The following is a 13017-nucleotide window of genomic DNA, read 5'->3' as shown; positions in this document are numbered from 1 at the left end:
CTGGAGCGCAGGAGATTACTGCATCAACAGGTACAGAGTGGTATCACCACGCTGGATATTCAGCGCCAGCACGTTAGGTTTGCTGTCGAGAATTTTACGCAGTTCAGCAATGTTTTTCACTGGCTGCTGGTTAGCGCCAATAATCACATCACCTTTTTTCAGGCCGATACGGGCCGCTGGGCTGTTGGCTTTAACTTCACTCACCACCACCCCTTTATCAGCCCCTTTGTTGCTCATATCCGCACCTTCAATACCGCTGAAGATAGAGCTGGAATCGACCTGAGTCTGACTGCTCTGCTGCAGTTCAAGGTTAACGCTAACAGGTTTACCGTCGCGCAGCAGACCCAACGTCACTTTGCTGCCCACCGGCATTGAGCCGACTTCAGCGCGCAGCGCCGCAAAGCTGCTGATTGGCTTACCGTTCAGGGTGGTGATCACATCACCCGCCTTGATACCGGCTTTCGCGGCAGAGGAATTTGGCATCACCTGGCTGACAAATGCCCCGCGCTGCGCGTCAACTTTCATCGCCTTCGCCAGCTCGGAGTTCAGTTCCGTGCCCAGAATACCCAGCTCACCGCGTTTCACCTGGCCGAATTCAACCATCTGGCTGGTCAGGTTTTTCACCATGTTACTTGGAATCGCAAAACCGATACCGATGTTGCCGCCGTCCGGTGCCAGAATCGCGGTGTTGATACCGATCAGCTCACCGTTCAGGTTAACCAGCGCACCGCCGGAGTTACCGCGGTTAATGGCCGCATCCGTCTGGATAAAGTTTTCATAGTTTTCTGCATTCAGGCCGCTACGACCCAGCGCAGAAACGATACCGGATGTCACCGTTTCACCCAGGCCGAACGGGTTACCGATGGCTACGGTATAATCGCCGACGCGCAGGGCATCGGAATCAGCCAGCTTAATGGCCGTCAGGTTTTTTGGATCCTGAATCTGAATCAGAGCGATGTCAGAGCGCGGGTCTTTACCCACCACTTTGGCATCAAATTTACGCCCATCGCTCAACTGTACTTTGATGGTGCTGGCGTTATCTACAACGTGGTTATTGGTGACGACATAGCCTTTCGCCGCGTCAATAATCACGCCCGATCCCAGCGCCATGAATTTTTGCTGCTGACCGCCACCGTTACCGCCAGGGCTGTCATCGCCCGCACCACCGCCCTGACAGAACGGTGAGCTCTGGAATGGCGAACCGTCCTGGCAGAATGGAGAATTATCGCCAAAGAACTGCTGGAAGTTGCGCGGCATGCGCGGCGTATTAACGGTTGTGCTTCCCTCAACGTTAATACTCACCACCGATGGCATCACTTTCTCAAGCATCGGAGCCAGGCTTGGCATCTGCTGCACGGTTGTGGCCGAAGACGCGGTCTCGGCTGCGCTTGCAGACAGAGGTGACAACGCTAAACCTAAACTCAATGCGAGTGCACTCATTGCTAATGTTGTTTTTTTCATGTTCTCAATCTCGATTAATAGATTACGCAAAATTGCTGTGTACATCAGATTCGTTTTCAGCGCCTAAGTTCCGGGATTAAGTTTCTGGAAAAAGTAAAAATTTATTGGCCGTCTTTACAAAACTCATCAGTTATTCCACAGCCATCAGACGACGGTATTCATCCCATGCATACAAATCTGTCATTCCGCTGATATAGTCCTGAATAAGCCGACAGCGATAATAATATTCCATCACTGGCCACTGTGCAGTGGTGCGATCAATTTTACTCACGGCCTCGACATAGGCAAGACGATGGCGGGTAGAGAGTTTATGTAATAGCCGCGTTTCAATCGGCAGGCGTTTCACGCGATCTGTTTCGACCAGTTCAGTAAATTCCTCTACAGATAATTTCAGCAGCGGCTGATAAATATCCAGCAGACCGCTGATCACCCGGTAGCCTTGTAATTCCAGCTGTTCCACATCCGGGTGGCTAAACACATGGCGGATAGCGACATTCTTATACAACTCAAGCAGTTGACTGAAACTGCTGTCGTCCTCAAGCAACGCATGATTAAAGTCGCCAGAGAAAATATCGGGCAGATTGTCGATAAAACGCGCAGCGGAATACGGCACCAGTTTATTTAACGTGTTAACGCGCAAATACATAAAGAACTGATCTTCGGTGCTACGACTGAGGGTATTTGAACGCGATTTATCCCAGGCGTTTTCCACCACCTGAGAAAACAATGAACCTTTTTCGTGGGTGCCCCAGGCATCATAAAGATGCTGATAAAGTTCCTCGACGCTGAATATTCTTTTCTCTACGGCGTCTTCCAGATCGGCCACGCAATAGGAAATGTCATCGGCAGCTTCCATAATCCAGGTCAATGGAAAACGGCCGTGAGGCGTCAGTGAAAGTTCCTTACGCAGTCGTTCAATATAGGCCTCTTCAGACAAATAATAGCCGGGCTTTTTCATTAAATAACTGTGAGACGCGGGCGGTTCCCCCATCCACCATGCCGGACGGGTGTATTTCAGGATGCAACCCACCTGCGCCCAGGTCAGGTTCATCCGCATCAGGGAGTGCACCAGCCTGATCCCCTGCGCATTGCCTTCAAACTGACACAGATCCTGACGCACTTTGCGCCGCAGATCGTTTAGTGGCTCTTCGCCCTCGCGCAACCGTAAATCCCGGACGATGCAGCGATCGTCGCTTAACGGCTGGCTGGCAGCGTCCAACGGGAACAAACGCTGTTTAAACCAGTCGTTGATCGCCGCCTCGCCAAAGTGACCAAACGGCGGGTTGCCGATATCGTGCATCAGACACGCCATCTCAACGATGCTCTCGAACGGGCCGGTCAACTCATCCAGACCGTACGTTTCCAGCAGGCGCTGTTCTTTAAGGCGGCTTAAAATTTCTTTGGCGATATACCGCCCCACCTGCTGAACTTCCATGGAATGGGTCAGACGCGTGCGGACGGCAGCATTACGCTCGAGCGGGAACACCTGGGTTTTTTGCTGTAAGCGGCGGATGGCAGGAGAGTTAATGATGCGCCCACGATCGCTTTCGAAGATCCGCAGGATCTCATGCTCGCTCTTGCTCCCCTGTGGGGATCGGAATCGACGATGCCAGTTAATTTTGTTGCGAAAATCGATTGGTGCCATGTGCTCCCCCGCGTGAGAATGCGTTTCCCCTTAAGCGCATGATAGACTATGCATCTTAACAAGGCACATCGCGAGTAAATCTATGAAAATCGGCATTATTGGTGCAATGGAAGAAGAAGTTACGCTGCTGCGTGACAAAATTGAGAACTGTCAGACTCTGTCTCTGGGCGGCTGTGAAATCTATACCGGCCAACTGAACGGGACTGACGTGGCTCTGCTGAAATCAGGCATCGGTAAAGTCGCTGCCGCGCTGGGGGCGACGCTGCTGCTTGAGCGCTGCAAACCTGACGTGATCATCAACACCGGTTCTGCAGGCGGTCTGGCTCCGTCCCTGAAAGTGGGTGACATCGTGGTTTCTGATGAAGCACGTTATCACGACGCCGATGTGACCGCGTTTGGCTACGAATACGGCCAGCTTCCGGGCTGCCCGGCCGGTTTTAAAGCCGACGACAAACTAATTGCCGCCGCTGAAAGCTGCATTGCGGAACTGAACCTGAACGCCGTACGCGGCCTGATTGTCAGCGGCGACGCTTTCATCAACGGCTCCGTGGGCCTGGCGAAAATACGTCACAACTTCCCAAATGCCATTGCAGTGGAAATGGAAGCGACGGCCATTGCGCACGTCTGCCATAACTTCAGCGTACCGTTCGTCGTCGTTCGCGCCATCTCTGACGTGGCCGATCAACAGTCTCATCTGAGCTTTGACGAGTTCCTGGCCGTTGCTGCTAAGCAGTCCACGATTATGGTCGAAACCCTGGTGCAGAAACTGGCGCGTGGCTAAGTTTTTAGGGGCGCTGGTCGCCCTGTGTCTGCTCTCACCGGCGTGGCTTCTGGCCGCGCCGCGTGTGATTACCCTCTCCCCTGCCAATACTGAACTGGCTTTTGCCGCGGGGATAACACCCGTTGCGGTCAGCAGTTTTTCTGACTATCCCCCCGAAGCGAAAAAACTCGAGCAGATCTCCACCTGGCAAGGCATGAATCTTGAACGCATCGTCGCGCTGAAGCCGGATCTGGTCCTCGCATGGCGCGGCGGAAACGCAGAGCGGCAGGTCAATCAACTCACTTCACTTGGCATAAAGGTGATGTGGATTGATGCCATCAGCATTGAGCAGGTCGCTCAGGCGCTACAGGATCTTGCGCCTTACAGCCCGACACCTCAAAAAGCCAAACAGGCCGCGCAACAGTTGCTCAAAGAGTATGCGGCTCTGAAAGCCCGCTATGACACGCCCGTCAAAAAACGCGTGTTCCTCCAGTTTGGCAATCAGCCGCTGTTCACCACCGGAAAAGGCTCGATTCAAAATCAGGTACTGGAAGTGTGTGGCGGTGAAAATATCTTTGCAGCGAGCCGCGTTCCCTGGCCGCAGGTGAGCCGTGAACAGGTGCTGGCGCGTCATCCGCAGGCCATCGTCGTGGCAGGCAATGCGAGCGAGATCCCTAAAATTGCACAATTCTGGCAAAGTCAGCTAAAAATCCCGGTTATCGCCCTTCACAGTGACTGGTTTGAACGCGCAAGCCCGCGTATTATCCTCGCCGCAAAACAACTCTGCTCTGCGTTGTCGCAGAGCCATTAATTTAGCCCCTGGTCATTTTAGGACTCGACGATGCTCGTTTATTGGCTGGATATCCTTGGCACCGCCGTCTTTGCTATCTCTGGCGTGTTGCTTGCAGGCAAACTGCGCATGGACCCGTTTGGCGTGCTGGTGCTCGGTGTGGTAACGGCGGTAGGCGGTGGAACGATCCGTGATATGGCGCTCGATCACGGCCCGGTGTTTTGGGTGAGAGATCCCACCGACCTGGTGGTGGCGATGGTCACCTGTCTGCTAACCATCGTGCTGGTGCGTCAGCCTCGCCGTTTACCCAAATGGATCCTCCCGGTACTGGATGCCGTCGGATTGGCGGTGTTTGTCGGTATTGGTGTTAATAAGGCATTTATGGCGGGTACGGGTCCAATGGTCGCAATTTGTATGGGCGTATTGACGGGCGTCGGTGGAGGGATTATCCGCGATATCCTGGCGCGTGAAGTGCCGATGATTCTGCGCACCGAAATCTACGCCACGGCCTGTATTATCGGCGGGATCGTCCACGCCACGGCGTTTTATACCTTTGGCGTTGAGCTCGAAACCGCGGCGATGATCGGCATGGTGGTAACGTTGGCGATTCGTCTGGCGGCGATACGCTGGCACTTAAAATTGCCGACGTTTGCGCTCGATGAGAATGGAAGGTAAAAGCAAAACGGCAACCCACGGTTGCCATTTTTAATATTTTCTCTCTCTCTCCCGTGGGAGAGAGTTAGAGTATCAGACCGCTTTTCGTGTTTCTCCCTCTCCCGTGGGAGAGAGTTAGAGTTTCAGACCGCTTTTCGTGTTTCTCCCTCGCCCTGTGGGAGAGAGTTAGAGTTTCAGACCGCTTTTCGTGTTTCTCCCTCGCCCTGTGGGAGAGAGTTAGAGTTTCAGACCGCTTTTCGTGTTTCTCCCTCTCCCGTTGGAGAGGGTCGGGGTGAGGGCATCAGACCGCACCCCGAAGCAAAACCATTAGATGCTGAAGGAAGAACCGCAGCCGCAGGTACTTTTCGCGTTCGGGTTCGTCACCACAAAGCGTGAACCTTCCAGCCCTTCGGTGTAATCCACCGCGCCGCCCACCAGATATTGCAGGCTCATTGGGTCAACAACCAGCGCAACGCCCTGCTTCTCGATGGTCATATCCCCATCGTTGATCTGATCGTCAAAGGTAAAACCGTACTGGAAGCCACTGCAACCGCCGCCAGTAATATAAACTCGCAGTTTCAGCTCCGGATTATTTTCATCGGCAATCAGGACTTTCACTTTTTTGGCTGCTGCTTCAGTAAATTGCAACGGCAGCGCTACGTCATCACTCATTTTTTGCTCCCATGAATACTGCTATTGAGTAAAAATCACCCAATTCATATTTTCATTATCTAATACCCTGGTAATTCATTCAAGTATTCTGCTTCACGGCAAGCTCTGCCTCCTGCTTCGCCAGGGTGCGGGCAAGAATCGTGGAGTATAGCGGCTTTCCGCCCAGGAATTGGGCTAATAGTGTCGCGCCGAGGCAGGTAATGATCATTGGCAAAATGAGCTGATAATTGTCCGTCATTTCCAGAACCAGCAAAATTCCGGTCAACGGTGCCCGCAATGACGCGGCCAGCAGCGCCCCCATTCCGGCAATGGCAAACGTACCCGCTTCAAGATGATACGCCGGGAAACCCACTGCCGCCGCCATGCCAAACGCCGTACCGAGCAGCGTCCCTAATGCCAGCATAGGCGCGAAAATCCCGCCCGGTGCACCAGACGAAAAGCACAGTAGCGTGGTGATCACGCGAGTGAAAAACAGAAATAGCAGCATCCCGATGCTGAAATTCCCCGCCGCCGCGATGGGGATCAAACTGAATCCGCCGCCAGACGTCTCGGGTTCGATAACGCCCAACACGCCGCACATCCCGCCGAGCAGTCCGCCCACCAGCACCCACTTTGTCATATTGCCGCCGTGAATACGCTGGAACAGATCCTGAGTGCGCAGAATCAGCGTGTTAAATAGCGGTCCGACAACGCCAAAAATCATGCCCAGGATCAGATACAGCCAAAGCGTGTTGACTGGCGCATTGGTGAATTTCCCCACCTCAATCACTGCGCCTTCGCCGTTGAAAATGCGAAACACGATGCTCGACATGATCACGCCCGTGAAGACCGCTTTGATCGAGATAAGGTTGTAGCGAAACTGCGGGCGCATCTCTTCGATAATAAACAAGATCCCGGCCAGCGGCGCGTTAAACGCGGCGGAAAGACCCGCGGCGGCCCCCGTCGCAAGCAGCGTGTGCTGCGCTTCGCCGCTGCGCATACGGAAAATATCCGCCACCATGCGCCCGATATTGCCGCCCAGTTGCACCGTTGGGCCTTCGCGACCCAGCACCATTCCCGCGCCGAGGGTGCCCATCCCGCCAAGGAATTTGACCGGGATAACCCGCCACCAGCGAACCGGGCGCAGCTCTTCCAGCGCGCCCTCGATTTCCGGGATTCCGGAGCCGCCCGCTTCCGGCGCAAATTTCCGCACCAGAAAATAGCCCACCATCGCCAGCAGCGCCGACAATCCAAAAGCCAGCGGCCACACCAGCCACGGGTGATCCGCTGTCGCCGCCAACGTGCCGATACGCCAGTTAAGTATGACGTTAACGGCTTTCTCGAACGCAATACCCACCAGCCCCGCGAGCGTGCCGACGACCGCCGCCATAATCAGGATCATCAGCGGCGTTTTGTCACGATTGAGCAGGCGTCGGACGCTTATCCGGCGGCGCACGCGAGCCAATTGCTGTTCTTCAAATGAGGAATTGTTTGCTGTCATCACCAATTCTTATATTGATCATACAAATATTTGAGGGGATTTTAATGCGCCTGACACCGCACGTCGCCTGAAAAATCCTTAACGTTTGTTCTGTATCATTTGGGCAAAAATTTTATAACCATCCGCGAATCACTTAGAATAGCTGGCTTACCCTTTTTCTACGAACCAGGAACACGCTATGAGCAAGTCTGAAAACCTGTACAGCGCAGCACGTGAGCTTATCCCGGGCGGCGTAAACTCTCCCGTTCGCGCCTTTACCGGCGTCGGGGGAACGCCGCTGTTTATTGAACGTGCAGACGGCGCGTTTCTGTACGATGTCGATGGCAAAGCCTATATCGATTATGTCGGTTCCTGGGGTCCGATGGTGCTCGGCCACAACCACCCCACCATCCGCAACGCAGTGATTGAAGCCGCGCAGCGCGGGTTAAGTTTTGGGGCGCCTACCGAAATGGAAGTCAAAATGGCGGAACTGGTGACGGAACTGGTCCCGACCATGGATATGGTGCGCATGGTGAACTCCGGTACGGAGGCGACCATGAGCGCCATCCGTCTGGCGCGTGGTTTTACCGGACGCGATAAAATTATCAAGTTTGAAGGCTGCTATCACGGCCACGCTGACTGTCTGCTGGTCAAAGCCGGTTCTGGTGCTCTGACGCTCGGCCAGCCGAACTCGCCGGGCGTCCCGGCGGATTTTGCGAAGCACACGCTCACCTGCACCTATAACGATCTCGACACCGTGCGCGCGGCGTTTGAGCAATATCCGCAAGAAGTAGCCTGCATCATCGTTGAGCCCGTCGCGGGCAACATGAACTGTATTCCGCCACAACCCGATTTCCTCCCGGGCCTGCGTGCGCTGTGTGACGAATTCGGCGCGCTGCTGATTATCGACGAAGTGATGACCGGTTTCCGCGTCGCGCTGGCGGGTGCACAGTCTTATTACGATGTGGTGCCTGACCTGACTTGCCTTGGCAAAATCATCGGCGGCGGTATGCCGGTGGGCGCATTTGGTGGACGTAAAGATGTGATGGAAGCGCTGGCACCGACCGGTCCGGTTTATCAGGCAGGTACGCTGTCTGGTAACCCCATCGCCATGGCCGCCGGTTTTGCCTGTCTGACCGAAGTGGCGCAGCCTGGCATTCACGAAACCCTGACCGATCTGACCACCCAACTGGCCAACGGCCTGCTGGAAGCTGCGGAAGAAACGGGTGTTCCGCTGGTGGTGAACCACGTTGGCGGCATGTTCGGGATCTTCTTCACCGATGCCAAAACCGTGACCTGCTATCAGGACGTGGTGAAGTGCGACGTTGAGCGCTTCAAGCGCTTCTTCCATCTGATGCTGGAAGAAGGTGTGTATCTGGCGCCGTCCGCGTTCGAAGCGGGCTTTATGTCCGTGGCGCACAGCGTGGAAGACATCAACAAAACCATCGACGCAGCGCGTAAGGTGTTTGCGAAGCTTTAAGTCGTGTGCGGCCTGATGCCCTCACCCCAACCCTCTCCCACGGGAGAGGGCGCAAAGACCAAAACGGCAACCCAGAGGTTGCCGTTTGCTTTTACCCTGTGCGGCTTGATGCCCTCACCCCAACCCTCTCCCACGGGAGAGGGCGCCAACACTAAAAACGGTCACGGTTGTGACCGTTTTGCTTTTACCGTGTGCGGCCTGATGCCCTCGCCCCGAACCGAACACCCACCGGGAGAGGGCGCAAACACTAAAAACGGTCACGGTTGTGACCGTTTTGCTTTTACCGTGTGCGGCCTGATGCCCTCACCCTGACCCTCTCCCACTGTACGGTCCGGAGACATGGCAGACAGGGAGAGGGCGCAAAGACTAAAACGGCAACCCTGAGGTTGCCGTTTGCTTTTATTACCGACTCTGCTTTCTCAACAGATAAATAAAGTACGGCGCGCCGATAAAGGTCGATAGCAGCCCTGCGGGAATCTGATACGGGAACAGCACCATTCTGCCCAGCCAGTCCGCTATCACCAGCATCATCCCCCCCGTTAGCGCCGACATCACGATAAACGGCATCGTACGACGGAAGCCCATCATGCGCGCAATATGCGGTGCCATCAGGCCAATAAAGCTCAACGGACCGATTGTCATGGTTGCGACTGCCGTCAGACAGGCCGCCAGCAACAGTAGCTCCACGCGTGATGGCGTCAGCGCGACGCCCACGGCACGCGCGGTTTCACCGCCCAGCGGCAAAATGGTCATCCAGCGACGGCAGAGCGGCGTCACCGCCAGCAGCAACAGCATCGCCACGCCGGAATGAACCACCTGAGCGCCCGTGGCGTTATACGTCGAACCTGAAATCCACGTCAGGATCTGTGCCATGCGCGGATCGCCGCTGGCCTGCAGCATCATCAGCAGCATGGTAAACGCGGTACTCAGCGCCATCCCCGCCAGCAGCATGCGATGCGGCGAAAAACCGCCGCGCCCCGCCGCGATCATGATAATGAAAAGCGTCGCCGCCGCACCGAGACTGCCCGCTGGCATCAGCCAGCCAAAGGCATCGCCCGGCACAAAGAACAGCATCAACACCACGCCAAACGCCGCGCCGGAGCTGATCCCCAGCACTTCCGGGCTCGCCATCGGGTTGCCGGTTAAACGCTGAATAATACAGCCTGCAACGGCCAGCATGACGCCCGCAATCAGCGCGGAGGAGATGCGCGGCCAGCGCCACTGCGCCAGTTCGTTGAGCAGTGAACCGCTTGCCCAATGCCAGCCGCTGGCATCGCGTCCCAGAGACAGTGCCAACCAGCAGACGAGAATCAGCACGCCGACACCCGCCAGAGAAAACCACAGGATGTGCTGGCGCTCGGCATGAACTTTGTCCCCGGCATCCATCGCCGGTGCGCTCATGCTGCGAAGACGCGGCAGCAGCCAGAGCAGAAGCGGCGCACCAATCAGCGCCGTGACGGACCCGGTCGAAACTTCCATCCAGACACGTGCCAGCCAAAGAATAATTTGGTCAGAAAGCCAGAGGATCAGCGCCCCAATCATCGGAGCCAGTATCAGTCGCGCCAGCAATCGGCGCGCGCCGAGCATTTTCGCCAGCAGCGGCGCAAACAGCCCGATAAAGCCGATAATCCCGACGGCGTTGACCAGCAGCGCACTGATCACAATCGCCAGCGTCAGGGCCCCCAGACGAGCCAGCGACAGCGCCAGGCCGAGATTGCGCGCCACGCCGTCATCCAGCCCCATCAGCGTCAGCGGACGCAGCAGCAGCAAGGTCAGCAGCACGCCGCCGAGCAGCTGTGGCCACAGGCGTTGCACGATGCTCCAGTCGGTTTGCGTCAGCGTTCCGGTGCTCCAGAGGAACATGCTTTGCAGCTCGTCATGATGGAACAGCACCAGCAGCTGATTGATCGCCCCGCAGTACAGACTTACCACCAGGCCTGCCAGAATCAGCGTAACCGGAGAGAGACGTTTACCCCAGGCGACCCCAAATACCAGCGCACCCACAATGCACGCGCCCGCCAGCGCGGCAAACTGACTGGTTAACGCGCCAGGCAGCGCCCACAGCGTGGTGATCGTGATCCCAAGCTGTGCGCCGGTGGCGACGCCAAGCGTGGTCGGCTCGGCCAGCGGATTGCGTAATACCTGCTGGAAAAGCACGCCGACAAGACCCAGACCTGCGCCGACCAGCAACGAAATCGCCAGCCGCGGCAGCAGGCTGTAGTGGAAAATCATCTGCTGGATATTGTCGATATCCGGAACGGAAATCGCCTGCCCCCACTGCCCGCGCGGCAGCGCAATCGACATATTTGACCAGGTCAGAAGCAGCGCGACGATGAAGACGACGCTCAGCAGGATCGCAGGGAAAAGAGCGAAACGCGATTTCATGCTTTGCCTCCGAGCGCGGCGTCAAGTACGCGGGCGAAGTGCATCGCAGAGAGCGTCGCACCGTAGAACCACACCGCTGGCGCACGCTCGAAACGCTGCTCGCGCACAAACGGCATGGCCTGCCACAGCGGCGTCGCCATCAGGGTTTGCATTTCACGCTCATTACCATGATCAAAACAGAGCACGTCTACATCGCGGAACTGCGCCAGGCGATCGATGCCGATCGCGGTACTGCCCCAGAAGGTCATCTCGCCTTCCCACGCATTCGGGATCCCGTAACGATCGAGCACTTCCTGGAACAGGCAGTTTTTGCCAAACACCAGCATATGCCGCGCATCCAGCAGCGTGACCATCAGTAGCGGCCGATCGCCACGACTGGCAAAGCGCGGTTTTAAGGCGTCGATAGTGCTGTCGAAATGATCGAGATGCGCTTTCGCCGCCGCCTCTAAATCCAGAAGCTGAGCCATTTCAGACAGGGAGTGACGCGCCATGGTCAGCGGTTTTTTACCGTCGCTGAACGCGAAACCGCGGCCCGGCGCGATGCGTGCCAGCGTATCAGGAGACGGACCGTAGCCCGCGGACCAGACCAAATAAGAGGGTTTCATCTGGGTCAGCAGTTCAAGATTAGGTTCGGTTCGCAAGCCGATATCGATCACCGAGTCCGGAATTTTCGGCTCGTTGACCCACAGATTGTAATTGGGGATGTCCGCTACGCCGTACGGCGTGATGCCCAGGGCCAGCAGCAGTTCAACCGGTAGCCACTCCAGCGCCACGATTCGGTGCGGGTTGATGGCGGCGGCGTGAGCGGTGCCCATTTTCAGCAGCAGTGGCGAAAGCGCCATGGCCGTCAGTAAGCGACGGCGACTTATCATAGGATCCCGCATCAGTACACAAAGCTCACCGGTGCAGCGCCTGCCGGATGCGGCAGAATACCCATCGGAATGCCGTAAATCAGCTCCAGGGTTTCGCTGCGCATCAGTTCAGATGGCGTGCCCTGGGCGATCATTTCCCCGCCGCGCAGCGCCACCAGATAGTCGCAGTAGCGCGCGGCCATATTGATATCATGCAGAACCGCAATCACCGTCAGGCCTTTTTGCTGGCTGAGGCGATGGATTAACGCCAGGACATCCACCTGATGGGCAATATCCAGCGCAGAAGTCGGTTCATCGAGCAGCAGACAGTTGCTGTCCTGCGCCACCAGCATTGCGAGCCACGCGCGCTGACGCTCGCCGCCGGACAAACTATCAACCAGACGATGCGCCAGCGGTTTTAAGCCCACGAGCGTGATCGCCTCTTCCACTTTTTCTCTGTCAGCCACGCCGAAACGCCCGAGCGCACCGTGCCATGGATAACGCCCAATCGCCACCAGCTCGCGCACGGTCATCCCTTCGGCCTGCGGCAGTTGCTGCGGCAGATAGGCCACTTTGCGGGCAAACGCCTTGCTGTTCCAGCTGTCGAGCGGCTGTCCATCAAGCAGGATATCCCCCTCTGACGGCGGCTGATGTCGACCCAGCATTTTAAGCAATGTGGATTTACCCGAACCGTTGTGGCCAATAAGACCAGTCACTTTGCCAACAGGGAACGTCAGGGAGAGCGGATGCAGCAAGGTGCGTCCGGGTACGCGGAAGGAGGTGTTATCGAGCGTAAAGGTGGTATCGGATTGCGAGTTTTTATCCTGCATTGTGGCCAACGTCAACGTGTTAAAGGGCAC

The 13017-nt window shown here is 56.4% G+C and carries 11 protein-coding genes; 4 read left to right on the top strand and 7 right to left on the bottom strand.

The genetic code is table 11. From position 1 onward, the window contains the following. Positions 1–15: 15 nt before the first annotated feature. Positions 16–1461, bottom strand: coding sequence for a serine endoprotease DegP (degP, locus tag AC07RN_RS12845; protein WP_478336529.1), 1446 nt, complete (start codon positions 1459–1461; stop codon positions 16–18). Between the two features lie 130 nt (positions 1462–1591). Next, positions 1592–3106: a dGTPase gene (gene dgt / locus AC07RN_RS12840; RefSeq protein ID WP_478336528.1), complete on the bottom strand. Its 1515-nt coding sequence runs from the start codon at positions 3104–3106 to the stop codon at positions 1592–1594. 82 nt (positions 3107–3188) lie between these two features. Between dgt and mtnN the strand changes: the two genes are divergently transcribed. Genes mtnN through AC07RN_RS12825 form a run of 3 tightly spaced genes read left to right on the top strand, consistent with a single transcriptional unit; the run spans position 3189 to position 5331 of the window. Further along, positions 3189–3887 carry a 5'-methylthioadenosine/S-adenosylhomocysteine nucleosidase gene (gene mtnN / locus AC07RN_RS12835; protein ID WP_407437085.1) on the top strand — a complete coding sequence of 233 codons (699 nt, stop codon included), beginning with the start codon at positions 3189–3191 and terminating at the stop codon, positions 3885–3887. Then, a complete protein-coding gene (gene btuF, locus AC07RN_RS12830; protein WP_478336527.1) occupies positions 3880–4677 on the top strand; it encodes a vitamin B12 ABC transporter substrate-binding protein BtuF in 798 nt (265 codons plus the stop codon). Before mtnN ends, btuF begins: the two co-directional genes overlap by 8 nt. Before the next feature lie 30 nt (positions 4678–4707). Then, positions 4708–5331, top strand: a complete 624-nt coding sequence (locus tag AC07RN_RS12825; protein ID WP_012016105.1) for a TRIC cation channel family protein — start codon at positions 4708–4710, stop codon at positions 5329–5331. A 306-nt stretch (positions 5332–5637) separates the two neighbouring features. Here AC07RN_RS12825 and erpA read toward each other — a convergent pair whose 3' ends face one another. Then, complete coding sequence (gene erpA / locus AC07RN_RS12820) at positions 5638–5982, bottom strand: iron-sulfur cluster insertion protein ErpA (protein WP_012016104.1); 345 nt, start codon at positions 5980–5982, stop codon at positions 5638–5640. A gap of 79 nt (positions 5983–6061) precedes the next feature. Then, complete coding sequence (clcA, locus tag AC07RN_RS12815; RefSeq protein ID WP_407437083.1) at positions 6062–7462, bottom strand: H(+)/Cl(-) exchange transporter ClcA; 1401 nt, start codon at positions 7460–7462, stop codon at positions 6062–6064. Between the two features lie 178 nt (positions 7463–7640). Here clcA and hemL point away from each other — a divergent pair, with 178 nt between their 5' ends. Then, complete coding sequence (hemL, locus tag AC07RN_RS12810; protein WP_133631655.1) at positions 7641–8921, top strand: glutamate-1-semialdehyde 2,1-aminomutase; 1281 nt, start codon at positions 7641–7643, stop codon at positions 8919–8921. Positions 8922–9323: 402 nt separating this feature from the next. On the opposite strand, the gene fhuB is transcribed toward hemL, so the two are convergent. Genes fhuB through fhuC form a run of 3 tightly spaced genes read right to left on the bottom strand, consistent with a single transcriptional unit; the run spans position 9324 to position 12987 of the window. Then, positions 9324–11306: a Fe(3+)-hydroxamate ABC transporter permease FhuB gene (fhuB, locus tag AC07RN_RS12805; RefSeq protein ID WP_478336526.1), complete on the bottom strand. Its 1983-nt coding sequence runs from the start codon at positions 11304–11306 to the stop codon at positions 9324–9326. Further along, positions 11303–12190 carry a Fe(3+)-hydroxamate ABC transporter substrate-binding protein FhuD gene (gene fhuD, locus AC07RN_RS12800; protein WP_478336525.1) on the bottom strand — a complete coding sequence of 296 codons (888 nt, stop codon included), beginning with the start codon at positions 12188–12190 and terminating at the stop codon, positions 11303–11305. Before fhuD ends, fhuB begins: the two co-directional genes overlap by 4 nt. Next, entirely contained in the window at positions 12190–12987 is a 798-nt protein-coding gene (gene fhuC, locus AC07RN_RS12795; protein WP_478336524.1) for a Fe3+-hydroxamate ABC transporter ATP-binding protein FhuC, read from the bottom strand. The genes fhuD and fhuC overlap by 1 nt, the downstream gene beginning before the upstream one ends. Positions 12988–13017: the final 30 nt, after the last annotated feature.

It is taken from the genome of Lelliottia sp. GFLA7, assembly GCF_056490165.1.
Note: the sequence above shows the minus strand (reverse complement) of the source record. Positions and strands in the feature narration are given on the sequence as shown.

What these genes read in the sequence shown, in the direction of transcription:
- hemL (WP_133631655.1), top strand. Translation starts at nt 7,641, where the DNA reads ATGAGCAAGTCTGAAAACCTGTACAGCGCAGCACGTGAGCTTATCCCG.
- erpA (WP_012016104.1), bottom strand. Translation starts at nt 5,982, where the DNA reads ATGAGTGATGACGTAGCGCTGCCGTTGCAATTTACTGAAGCAGCAGCC.
- fhuC (WP_478336524.1), bottom strand. Translation starts at nt 12,987, where the DNA reads ATGCAGGATAAAAACTCGCAATCCGATACCACCTTTACGCTCGATAAC.
- AC07RN_RS12825 (WP_012016105.1), top strand. Translation starts at nt 4,708, where the DNA reads ATGCTCGTTTATTGGCTGGATATCCTTGGCACCGCCGTCTTTGCTATC.
- degP (WP_478336529.1), bottom strand. Translation starts at nt 1,461, where the DNA reads ATGAAAAAAACAACATTAGCAATGAGTGCACTCGCATTGAGTTTAGGT.
- fhuB (WP_478336526.1), bottom strand. Translation starts at nt 11,306, where the DNA reads ATGAAATCGCGTTTCGCTCTTTTCCCTGCGATCCTGCTGAGCGTCGTC.
- clcA (WP_407437083.1), bottom strand. Translation starts at nt 7,462, where the DNA reads ATGACAGCAAACAATTCCTCATTTGAAGAACAGCAATTGGCTCGCGTG.
- dgt (WP_478336528.1), bottom strand. Translation starts at nt 3,106, where the DNA reads ATGGCACCAATCGATTTTCGCAACAAAATTAACTGGCATCGTCGATTC.
- fhuD (WP_478336525.1), bottom strand. Translation starts at nt 12,190, where the DNA reads ATGCGGGATCCTATGATAAGTCGCCGTCGCTTACTGACGGCCATGGCG.
- mtnN (WP_407437085.1), top strand. Translation starts at nt 3,189, where the DNA reads ATGAAAATCGGCATTATTGGTGCAATGGAAGAAGAAGTTACGCTGCTG.